At 61.9% G+C, this 11,002-nt stretch carries 7 protein-coding genes and 2 pseudogenes; 6 read left to right on the plus strand and 3 right to left on the minus strand.

What is annotated here, in order from left to right; all coding sequences use genetic code 11:
* The first annotated feature begins 79 nt into the window (after nucleotides 1–79).
* Entirely contained in the window at nucleotides 80–1,525 is a 1,446-nt protein-coding gene (locus AB4O23_RS08680; RefSeq protein WP_065876575.1) for a SulP family inorganic anion transporter, read from the plus strand.
* 4 nt (nucleotides 1,526–1,529) lie between these two features.
* On the opposite strand, the pseudogene AB4O23_RS08685 reads toward AB4O23_RS08680, so the two are convergent.
* Nucleotides 1,530–1,993 (minus strand): annotated as a pseudogene (locus AB4O23_RS08685) (lysozyme inhibitor LprI family protein).
* Between the two features lie 247 nt (nucleotides 1,994–2,240).
* Here AB4O23_RS08685 and AB4O23_RS08690 point away from each other — a divergent pair.
* From AB4O23_RS08690 to AB4O23_RS08710, 5 genes are all read left to right on the plus strand, one after another.
* Entirely contained in the window at nucleotides 2,241–3,590 is a 1,350-nt protein-coding gene (locus AB4O23_RS08690) for a GntT/GntP/DsdX family permease (RefSeq protein WP_017531138.1), read from the plus strand.
* A gap of 12 nt (nucleotides 3,591–3,602) precedes the next feature.
* Complete coding sequence (locus tag AB4O23_RS08695) at nucleotides 3,603–4,463, plus strand: MurR/RpiR family transcriptional regulator (RefSeq protein ID WP_460085038.1); 861 nt, start codon at nucleotides 3,603–3,605, stop codon at nucleotides 4,461–4,463.
* A 1-nt stretch (nucleotide 4,464) separates the two neighbouring features.
* A complete protein-coding gene (locus AB4O23_RS08700; protein ID WP_065876573.1) occupies nucleotides 4,465–5,922 on the plus strand; it encodes an N-acyl-D-amino-acid deacylase family protein in 1,458 nt (485 codons plus the stop codon).
* Between the two features lie 133 nt (nucleotides 5,923–6,055).
* Nucleotides 6,056–8,509 carry a dermonecrotic toxin domain-containing protein gene (locus tag AB4O23_RS08705; protein ID WP_460069886.1) on the plus strand — a complete coding sequence of 818 codons (2,454 nt, stop codon included), beginning with the start codon at nucleotides 6,056–6,058 and terminating at the stop codon, nucleotides 8,507–8,509.
* 88 nt (nucleotides 8,510–8,597) lie between these two features.
* Nucleotides 8,598–8,966 (plus strand): glyoxalase superfamily protein, encoded by a 369-nt coding sequence (locus tag AB4O23_RS08710; protein ID WP_116079762.1) that lies wholly within the window; start codon nucleotides 8,598–8,600, stop codon nucleotides 8,964–8,966.
* 73 nt (nucleotides 8,967–9,039) lie between these two features.
* On the opposite strand, the gene AB4O23_RS08715 is transcribed toward AB4O23_RS08710, so the two are convergent.
* Both AB4O23_RS08715 and AB4O23_RS08720 read right to left on the minus strand, forming a co-directional pair.
* A complete protein-coding gene (locus tag AB4O23_RS08715) occupies nucleotides 9,040–9,903 on the minus strand; it encodes a methyl-accepting chemotaxis protein (RefSeq protein ID WP_411736595.1) in 864 nt (287 codons plus the stop codon).
* Between the two features lie 39 nt (nucleotides 9,904–9,942).
* Nucleotides 9,943–10,959 (minus strand): annotated as a pseudogene (locus tag AB4O23_RS08720) (methyl-accepting chemotaxis protein); the annotation flags it as partial.
* Nucleotides 10,960–11,002: the final 43 nt, after the last annotated feature.

The following is an 11,002-nucleotide window of genomic DNA, read 5'->3' on the forward strand; positions in this document are numbered from 1 at the left end:
GTTGTTACACATTACTGGCCCCACCCGCTGCAATTTCGTACCATTCCCCGCCTAATCCCCCGCAATTCCCTGGTACCTCATGAACCTCACCCGTCTGCGCGCCGATGCCCTGGCCGGCCTCACCACGTCTTTCGCGCTGCTGCCCGAGTGCATCGCCTTTGCGTTGGTCGCTCACCTCAACCCGCTGATGGGGCTGTATGGCGCCTTTATCATCTGCACCCTCACCGCGTTGTTCGGTGGGCGCCCGGGCATGGTCTCGGGCGCGGCGGGGTCGATGGCGGTGGTGATCGTCGCGCTGGTGGTGCAGCACGGCGTGGGCTACCTGCTCGCCACGGTGCTGCTGGGCGGGTTGATCATGCTCACGTTCGGCCTGTTGCGCCTGGGCAAACTGGTGCGCATGGTGCCGCATCCGGTGATGCTGGGTTTCGTCAACGGCTTGGCGATCATCATCGCGCTGGCGCAGTTGGAGCATTTCAAGAGCGGCGAGCACTGGCTCAGCGGGACGCCGTTGTATGTGATGAGCGGGCTGGTCGTGGCGACCATGGCCATCGTCTACGTGCTGCCACGCATCACCCGCGCGGTGCCACCGGCGCTGGTGGCGATCCTCGGCGTAGGCCTGGCGGTGTATCTGCTGGGGTTGCCGACCCGCACCCTCGGCGACATGGCGCACATCGCCGGCGGCCTGCCGGGCTTCGCGCTGCCGCAGGTGCCCTGGACCCTGGAAACCCTGGGCATCATTGCGCCTTATGCGTTCCTGATGGCCATGGTCGGCCTGCTGGAAACCCTGCTGACCCTCAACCTCACCGACGAAATCACCGAGACCCGTGGCTACCCGGACCGCGAAAGCGTGGCCCTGGGCGCGGCGAATATGGTGTCGGGCCTGTTCGGCGGCATGGGCGGTTGCGCGATGATCGGGCAAACCGTGATCAACCTTAGTTCCGGCGGGCGCGGGCGTTTCTCCGGGGTGTTTGCCGGGGTGATGATCCTGCTGTTCATTCTGTTTCTGTCGCCGCTGATCGAGCGCATCCCGCTGGCGGCGCTGGTGGGGGTGATGTTCGTGGTATCCCAGCAGACGTTCGCCTGGGCGTCGCTGCGGGTGATCAACAAAGTACCGGCCAATGACGTGCTGGTGATTATTGCGGTAACGGTGATCACGGTATTCACCGACCTGGCAACCGCCGTGCTGTGCGGGATCGTCATCGCAGCGTTGAACTTTGCCTGGCAACAGGCCCGTGAGCTGTACGCCGATGAACATCTGGAGGCTGATGGCAGCAAGCTCTATCGCCTGCACGGCACGTTGTTCTTTGCCTCTACCACCGGGTTTTTGAACCAGTTCGATCCGGCCAACGACCCGGCGCAGGTCACACTGGATTGCCGCCACCTGAGCTTTGTCGACTACTCGGCAATTGCCGCGCTGATGACCCTGCGCGAGCGGTACACCAAGGCCGGCAAGCATTTACGCGTGCTGCACTTGTCGGAGCGCTGCAAGAAGCTGCTCAAGCGCGCTCGCGTTCATCCTGAATAAGTGATCACGGCCCGACCAGGTCTTCCAGTTCCTGGGCGCGTGCCTGGGTCATGTCCAGCACGCAGCCGGTGCCATTGACCTGATCGATGGTGCCGCCGGTGGCCGAGCCGATAAATTGGCAATTGGCATCGCGGTACTTTATCCACAGGCGCTGCACGTCTTGCAGTTGCTGCCGGCGGTGGCCGAGCCGATAAATTGGCAATTGGCATCGCGGTACTTTATCCACAGGCGCTGCACGTCTTGCAGTTGCTGCCGGCGGTTGCCTTCCTGCGCCGCGAGTGCGGTTGTGTAGGCGGTGTTCAGGCGCGTGTCCTGCACTTTGGTTTCCTTGATATTGCACGTGACCATGTCGGCGGTGGTGTTGGCGCCGTCCATGCATTTTTTCAGGGCCGGGTTCTCGGCGGCGGTGGCAGTAGTACCGCACAGGGCGAGCAGCAAGATACTGGCGGCGAATGGCGTACGAATCATCTGCGTTTTTCCTGGGCATCAAGGGATGTGAGTTTTATGACTCAAGCGCGTCCGTTGAGTTTCCAGCCGTGTGATCTTCATGTAAGAACGCCCCGCGAATTTTCATCCGCGGGTGTCGCGCATATCCCGACGCGACAGCACTTATCCGTGGGCGAAACTTACTTTCATAAAAATTGAAAACCCTCCTCGGTAATGATTTATGAGTTTCACAACCTATTCGACGTGACCCTTTTACGAGGAGTACCGCATGGCTGCATCACCGGGCTTCGGGCTACTGGCATATGCTGCCATCGCCATCATTGCTTTGATCGTGCTGATCGCACGCTACCGGCTCAACCCATTTATCGTCATCACCCTGGTGTCCATCGGCCTGGCGCTGATGGCCGGGATGCCGGCGGACACCATCATGGGCTCCTATGAAGCGGGCGTGGGCAAGACCCTGGGGCACATTGCCCTGGTGGTGGCGCTGGGCACCATGCTCGGCAAGATGATGGCCGAGTCCGGTGGCGCCGAGCAGGTGGCACGCACCTTGATCAACCGTTTCGGTGAGCGCAATGCCCATTGGGCGATGGTCTGCATCGCGTTCCTGGTGGGGCTGCCGCTGTTTTTCGAAGTGGGTTTTGTGTTGCTGGTGCCGATCGCCTTTACCGTGGCGCGGCGCGTAGGTGTGTCGATCCTGATGGTCGGCTTGCCGATGGTCGCCGGCCTGTCGGTGGTGCATGCACTGGTGCCGCCGCACCCGGCCGCGATGATGGCGGTGCTGGCGTATAACGCGTCGGTGGGGCAGACCGTGTTGTATGCGATTTTGATCGGCATCCCTACGGCGATCATCGCCGGCCCGGTGTATGCCAAGTTCATCGTGCCGCGCATTCAACTGCCGGCGGAAAACCCGCTGGAGCGCCAGTTTATCGAGCGTGAACCGCGCACCCGTCTACCGAGTTTTGCCCTGACCATGGGCACTATCCTGTTGCCGGTGGTGCTGATGATGATCGGCGGTTGGGCCAACGTGATCTCAGCGCCGGGCACGGGCTTTAACCAGTTCCTGGCCTTTATCGGCAACTCGGTGATCGCGCTGTTGCTGGCGACCCTGGTGAGTTTCTGGACCCTGGGCCTGGCCCAGGGCTTGAACCGCGAATCGATCCTCAAATTCACCAATGAATGCCTGGCACCGACCGCCAGCATTACCTTGCTGGTGGGCGCGGGCGGCGGGTTGAACCGCATTCTGGTGGATGCCGGCGTGACCCACGAAATTCTTGGCCTGGCCCATGCCTTCCAGCTGTCGCCGCTGGTGATGGGCTGGCTGTTCGCGGCCTTGATGCGCATCGCCACCGGCTCGGCCACCGTGGCGATGACGACGGCGTCCGGCGTGGTCGCGCCGGTCGCCCTGGGCCTGGGTTATCCACACCCGGAATTGCTGGTGTTGGCCACGGGCGCAGGCTCGGTGATTTTTTCCCACGTCAATGACGGCGGCTTCTGGCTGATCAAGGAATACTTCAATATGACGGTGATCCAAACCTTCAAGACCTGGACCGTATTGGAGACGCTGATTTCGGTGGTTGCCTTCGCTCTGACCTACGGCCTGTCCTGCCTTCTGTAACCCGGAGCCTCGATGGACATCCTCTACCAGATCCGCGCCCGCCAAGCCTCGTTCAGCGCTGGCGAAGGGCGTATTGCCCAACTGATGCTGGAGGACGTGGGCTTTGCCGCGTCCGCCAGCCTGGAAGAACTGTCCCAGCGGGCCGAGGTGAGCACGGCGACGTTGTCGCGCTTTGCCCGCAGTGTGGGATGTCGGGATTTACGCGATCTGCGCCTGCAACTGGCCCAGGTCAGCGGCGTCGGCAGCCGCTTCCTGGACCCGGCGGGGTTGCCCGAGCAGTCGGCGTTCCATCGGCAGATTCTCGGCGATATCGAGGCGACGTTGCGTCAGCACCTGTCTGGGTTCAGTCAGGCGAGCTTTGCCGATGCGGTGAGCCTGTTGGGCAAGGCGCGGATGATCCATGCGTTCGGCATGGGCGGCCCATCGAGCCTGTGCAGCGATGAATTGCAAGTGCGCCTGGTGCGCCTGGGCTATCCGATTGCAGCCTGTCATGACCCGGTGATGATGCGCGTCACCGCCGCCACCTTGGGCGCGGAGCACGCGCTGATCGTGTGTTCCCTCACCGGCCTCACCCCCGAGTTACTGGCGGTGACGGAGCTGGCGCGCAACTACGATGTGCGCATCCTCGCCATCACCCTGGCCGACTCGCCCCTGGCACGCTTGGCAGACGTTGTGCTGGCGCTGCAACCGGCCGAAACCAGCTTTATCTACAAACCCACGGCGGCGCGCTACGGCATGCTGCTGGCCATTGACCTGCTCGCCACCGAGCTGGCGCTGGCCCTGCCCGACGCCAACCAGGAACGCCTGCGCCGAATCAAGCTGGCCCTGGACGATTACCGTGGCGGCCCCGATAGCCTGCCGCTTGGAGACTGATATGAAGTACGACACGCTGATTCGCCAGGCGATGGTCATTGATGGCAGCAACACGCCTGGCTACGTCGCCGATGTGGGGCTGCGCGAGGGGCGTATCGAGGCGATCGGTGACTTGTCCACCGCCGTGGCCGCGCATGATATCGACGCCCGTGACCGCGTATTGGCGCCAGGTTTTATCGACGTGCATACCCACGACGACACCGTGGTGATCCGCCAGCCGCAGATGTTGCCCAAGCTCAGCCAGGGAGTGACCACGGTGATCGTCGGCAACTGCGGCATCAGTGCCTCGCCGGTCAGTTTGCGCCGTGATCCGCCAGACCCGATGAACCTGCTGGGCACGCGTAAGGCGTTCACCTATCCGCGTTTCGCCGACTACCGCGCCGCGGTGCAACGCGCCCACCCAGCCGTCAACGTTGCGGCGCTGGTCGGCCACACGGCGCTGCGCAGCAACCATATGGACGACCTGCACCGTACCGCCACGGCGGAGGAAATTACCGCCATGCGCGTGCAGTTGCGACAGAGCCTTGAAGCTGGCGCGCTGGGTTTATCCACAGGGCTTGCCTACGCCAGCGCGTTTAATGCCAAGACCGATGAGGTACTGCAACTCAGTGAAGAGCTGACCGCCAGCGGCGCGGTGTACACCACCCATTTGCGCAGCGAATTCGAACCGGTGCTGGAGGCCATGGACGAGGCGTTCTTGATTGGCCGGCATGCCAGGGCGCCGGTGATTATTTCCCACCTCAAATGTGCCGGCGCGGGGAACTGGGGGCGTAGCCCGCAGCTGTTGGCGGCGTTGGAACATGCCGCGAAAAGCCATCCGGTGGGCTGCGATTGTTATCCCTATGCGGCCAGCTCTTCGACCCTGGACCTCAAGCAAGTGACCGATGCGTTTCGCATCACCATCACCTGGTCCACGCCGCACCCTGACATGGGCGGGCGTGATCTGCAGGCTATCGCGGCAGAGTGGGGCGTTTCGCTGATGAACGCCGCGCGTCGCCTGCAACCGGCGGGCGCGGTGTATTACGGCATGGACGAGGCGGATGTACGACGCATCCTGGCGCATCCATTGTCGATGGTGGGCTCTGATGGCTTGCCGGAAGATCCGTTTCCGCACCCGCGATTGTGGGGCGCGTTTCCACGCGTGTTGGGGCATTTCAGCCGGGATGTGGGGTTGTTCCCGTTGCACACGGCGGTGCACAAAATGACCGGCTTGTCGGCCGCGCGTTTCGGGTTGTCGGAGCGCGGCGAAATTCGTGTAGGGCACCGGGCGGATCTGGTGTTGTTTGATCCCTTGCGGGTGCGCGATGTAGCGGATTTCAAAACGCCGCAGCGTGCGGCGCAGGGCATTGATGAGGTGTGGGTCAACGGCGTTCTGAGCTACCACGAAGGTCAGGCAAACGGGCAGCGGGGCGGGGTTTTCCTGGCGCGTTCCGGCAATTTGAACGCGGGTTTCCAGTAGGTTTCACGGCCGTTGTCGGCGCGGTTGAAACGCACGTGCAGAGCTGGATATCGGGCTAATGAGCGCTTACAAAAGGCCCGTTGCCCCTGAAAGGGCACTGCTTATGATGCAGGCCCTTTCATGGAGAACCTGTATGCGAGCACCCCTGGCTGAAATGCGTTGCTTCAACAAAGATTATGCGAGCCACCTTCCCCGTCGCGCCGCTGCGCCCACCAAGTCGGCTCCAACGCCCCTCGCTGAAGGCATGGGGGCATTTCCTTTTCCTCGCGACACGATCAAGGCCTGGATCCAGGACAAAGTCTTCGCTGCCACCGGCCAGCGAATTGATCCGGACAAAACCTACCTGCATCAGTTTTCCAGCACTCATACCGTAGCGTCCGGCGGCACGTCTACGGGTTGGCAGCACAACGGCCGCCCCGAAAAAACCATGACGCTGACCGACGCTGTCGCCAGTGATTTCTTTTCGGCGGAGCGTTATGGCGCAATCGGCGAAGCCCAGGCGGTGACGCATTTTCTGTCGTCCAATGTCAGTCCGTTCTCCATCTTCCACAGCGAAAGCGTGTCGGATTTCTTCAGTCGCCTGGGGCGAACGATCTTTGATAGAACCGGGCCTGGTTATATCTATTCGAAAATCCATGACGATGTGCCGCAACTGACGGAAAGCTGGCGTGATCTGGATGCCGCCTATGGCCTCTATCTGGATGGCCCGGAAAAGGGCCGTTATGACGCCGACAACGAATTGCGCCTCAAGCCCAGCGAACTGTTGAACATCGTGCGCGAGGGCGACCTGCAAAAGAAGGTGCTGGCCAAGCTCGATGCGTTTTGGTCAGGGCACATGCCGCAATGGCGAGCCATGGCCAAGGGGCAATTCGTCAAGGAGGCCAAGGCGGCCTTGGCGCTTCACCAGGCAAACCCTGCTGAAGGCCTGAGCCCGCAGGATTATCAAAGCGTGATGAGGGCGGCGGCTGCGAATGTGCCACTGGAGGGGCCGGCGACCCCGGCACAGTGTCTGGCGCTGGCGGCCCCTGATCCGGATAGCAAAGTGTTGGGTTTTGACATCAATGGGTACGTCGCCAGCGATATTCTGCGGTTTGTCTCCAGGGACGGCTCCGAGGTGTTGTATGTACCCGGCGCGACGCCTGCGCTCCTCAAATTCAATGACCGCGTGGCGTTGAACCGCTGGGTGGCGGAGCAAGGCAAGGACCCGGCCAAGGCCATGGCGCTGGCCCAGCACTTCTCCCTCAAGGATCGCCAGCAAGGTATTTTCGGGGCTCTGAGTGTCAACGGCGTCGACAGCGCGCTACAGAAAATAGGCGCCGGGACCATGGCGGCGAACGGTAACCACATCAACAGCCGCAACTACCCGATTGCCGAGGACGTGTTTTCGGTGATGGCCCGGCAAACGCGAGAGCGGATTGCCAGCGACACCGACACTGAAATGAAATCCAACGCAGAGGTCTACAAGGACAACGCGCTGGGTATGCTACAGGCGGGGAATGCGCTGCTTTCCATTCCCTTGGCGTTACTGGGGCCTATCGGCCTCGCCATCGGCGGCGCGGCACTCGGCGCCCAGGTGGGAATGGAAGTCGACAAAGCCGTAGAGGGTGATACCCAGGCCGAGCGGCAGGCAGGGTTGCAGGGGGCGGTCATGGATGTTGCCACGCTTGCGTTCTTTCATGCGGCGGGCAAAGCCGGCGCTTCGTTGGGTGCCGCCCGGGCGCCTGCTGAACGTACGGCTTCCGCCGGCGTGAATAGCGGGGGTGCCAAGCCGTTCTTCAATTACAGGCGGGTCAACGGGCAGGTCGGCGTATTGATGAGCCCGACCCGGCCGCATGCGCTGGCGCTGCCCGAGCCCGAGTTGAACCCGGCCTGGGATCCGACCATGGAGGTTTACCTTGAGCCTGGCCGCAGGCGCGCCGCTTCCGGCCCTCGTGTTGATGAAGAGCAGGCAGGCTCCGGAAAAAGGCTGAAACTGCACGAGCCGCAGGCGCAGTCGCCGGCCTCGCCTGACTCGCCGGATTCTGTGGCATCCGACGCCACATCATCGGCGGACTACAGGCCCTACGATGACAGCGATGTCATACGGGAAAACCCGTTCCAGGCCAATGTCCAGTTGCCGGCCGGTGGGTATTTCAACAGTCGGGGCATGATCGAACGCACCGACTTGCCCAAGGTTTATCGCGTAGAGAAGGCCGAGCGTGTAGAGCGCCGTGGCGACCCCGAGCATTACGGTTTCATGAACTCCAACTATTTTGCCGGAGCGGAAAAAATGCGCGACGGCAATGTGCTGGTCACGTCGCGTTCCATGGAGGGCGCCATGCAATTCGGGGACAGCGAATTCGGTGGCAACTACAACCTCTATGAAATCGACAGCCAGGGCATTCCGGCCGTTTCCTTGAATGAAAATATCGACCTCAACCCGCAATTTTATGAGCTTCGCGAGCACATGGATCCGGGTGAGATCGCACACGCGCGTGCGAATGGAGGGCTCAAAGGGTTCTCCGAAGGGGCCTTTGATTTTGATGAGGTCCATCTGGATAACGACTTGGTGGGCAGCAGCAGGATCCGCCGCATTCGCCAGCGGTAGGCGCGCCTGGCCTGACGTTCACACACGCCTGTTTCTCGGTTAGTGTGGCGGTCCATCAATAGGGAGTACTGACGTCATGGAGCAGCCTGTGCAGTGCGGGAAAGTCGTTCCGATTTTGCGCATATTCGACGAAGCCAAGGCGCTGGAGTTCTACGTGGACTTCCTCGGGTTCAAGGTTGATTGGCAGCATCGTTTCGAGGCGAACTTCCCGTTGTATCTGCAGGTGTCGTTGGGGGAGTGCGTGCTGCATCTGTCCGAGCACCATGGCGATGCCTCACCGGGTGCGGCGGTGCGGATTCAGGCGCAAGGCGTGGATGTGTACCAGCAGCAATTGCAGGGCAAGAGCTACCGTTACGCCAAGCCTGGGGTTGAGCAAACGCCCTGGGGCTCGCGGGAGATGAGCATCAAGGACCCATTTGGCAATCGGGTGGTGTTTGTCGAGGAAGGCGAGGGCTGAGCGGCAGGTAATGCCGGTCAGTTAACGGCGGTGGCGAGGGAACAAGCTCCCTCGCCACGGTGATTGGCCGGGTTTAAACGCGGAAGTGGCTGACCATCTGCTGCAACTGGCTACCCAAGCGTGCCAGTTCCACACTCGACTTGGCGGTCTCATCACTCGCCGTGGCCGTCTGCTCCGACACATCGCGCACATTCACGATGCTGCGGCTGATCTCTTCGGCCACGGCACTTTGCTGTTCGGCCGCGGCGGCGATCTGCTGGTTCATTGACTGGATGTTCGAGACGGTACGGGTGATGTTCTCCAGCGATACACCGGCCTTGCGCGTCAGCTCAACGCTACTGTCGGTGAGGCTGCGGCTGTTGTTCATCACGTTGGCCACTTGCTGGGTGCCGTTCTGCAAGCCGGCGACCAGGCCTTCGATTTCTTCGGTGGACTTCTGCGTGCGCTGCGCCAGGCCCCGCACTTCGTCGGCCACTACCGCAAACCCACGGCCGGCTTCACCGGCACGCGCCGCTTCGATCGCCGCATTGAGCGCCAGCAGGTTGGTCTGTTCGGCCACGGCCTTGATCACATCCATCACGCTGCCGATCTTATTGCTCTCTTGTTGCAGATGGCTCATGGCGTCTGTGGAGCGCGCCACTTCGGCGGCCAGGCGCTCGATCTGGGCGATCGCTTCGGCCACCACCTTGTCGCCTGCACGCGCTTGGCCGTCGGCATCCGCCGCCGCCAGCGAAGCCTGTTCGGCGTTGCGCGCTACTTCCTGCACCGTGGCGGTCATTTCATGCATCGCGGTGGCGACTTGATCGGTCTCGATCTTCTGGCTGTTGACGCCGGCGCTGGTTTGCTCGGTCACGGCCGATAACTCTTCGGCGGCGCTGGCGATTTGCGTCACGCCGTCGCGAATCCCGCTGATCAGTTCACGCAAGGTGCTGCCCATGCGCTGGATGCCTTGTTGCAACACACCCAGTTCATCGCGGCGGGTGACTTGGATGTTGTGGCTCAGATCGCCCGAGGCAATCCGCTCGACCACGGCCAGGGTGTCTTGCAATGGGCGGGTGATTTGGCGGGTGATAACCAGGGCAGCGATGATGCCAACCAGCAGGGCCAGCAAGGTGCTGGTCAATTGCAGGCTGCGGGCCTGGGCGCTTTCGGCGTCGCGGCGGTTGAGCTGGATCTCGTAGAGCTTGTCGCTGATGGTGACGATGTCTGCGCCTTGAGTAGTCATTTCGGCACGGGCGGCGACGATGTTGGCGTTGGCCGCCTTGTAGTTCTGCACGGCGGTGCGGTACGCGCCCAGGGCGGTTTCCAACGCGCTCAGTGCGCTTTGCTGGCTGGCGCCGAAGGCGCTGCCGAGGTCTTTCAGGCCAGTGATGGTTTTTTCGATCTGCGCGGCAGCGCGGGCTTCGGTGTCGGGGTTGACGTTAGCGGTATAGCCACGCACTTCGTAGCGGGCCGACAGGAATTCGAATTTGGCATTGGTCACGGCCTGGAACTGAGCGAAGCGTTCCGGGCTGTCTGGCATCTGCTGCACCGTGGCATCCAGTGCGTTGATCTGGGCGTTGGCGATGTCGGCCTTGTCGCCCATCACCTGGCGAGAGGCGTTGCCGTTACGGTAAGCCTCGCGCATTTTGTTCAGGGACTGCTGGTAGGCGGTGATGATCGCTTTCTGTTCGTTGAGCAGCTTGACGTTTTCCGGGCTCTTGAAACTGTCGAGCAGTTTCTGTTGCTGGGCGGCAAAGGCGTCGAGGCTGGTCTGTACGTTTTGGGCCACGGCTTCGTCGCCGTTGGCCAGCATGTATTGCAAGCGCACGATACGCAGTTTGGTCAGCGACGCATTGAGCTGGGTGATGTCGCTCATCCAGTTGCTGCGGTCGATCAGGCCGCCCAGGCTGGTCCAGCCGGTAAGGGCCAGGATCGAGGTGAGGACGAGCACCAGGCCAAAACCCAGGCCCAGTTTGAGGTTGACGCTGATGTTACCGAACCAGCTGTTCATTACTATGCCTCCAGGCACGCAGTCGATTTGTTTTCTGGAGCTG

This window comes from Pseudomonas sp. H2_A10 (assembly GCF_054680085.1).

Excerpts from the sequence above, each read along its gene's own strand:
- AB4O23_RS08680 (WP_065876575.1), top strand. The coding sequence starts at position 80 with ATGAACCTCACCCGTCTGCGCGCCGATGCCCTGGCCGGCCTCACCACG.
- AB4O23_RS08690 (WP_017531138.1), top strand. The coding sequence starts at position 2,241 with ATGGCTGCATCACCGGGCTTCGGGCTACTGGCATATGCTGCCATCGCC.
- AB4O23_RS08695 (WP_460085038.1), top strand. The coding sequence starts at position 3,603 with ATGGACATCCTCTACCAGATCCGCGCCCGCCAAGCCTCGTTCAGCGCT.
- AB4O23_RS08700 (WP_065876573.1), top strand. The coding sequence starts at position 4,465 with ATGAAGTACGACACGCTGATTCGCCAGGCGATGGTCATTGATGGCAGC.
- AB4O23_RS08705 (WP_460069886.1), top strand. The coding sequence starts at position 6,056 with ATGCGAGCACCCCTGGCTGAAATGCGTTGCTTCAACAAAGATTATGCG.
- AB4O23_RS08715 (WP_411736595.1), bottom strand. The coding sequence starts at position 9,903 with ATGGGCAGCACCTTGCGTGAACTGATCAGCGGGATTCGCGACGGCGTG.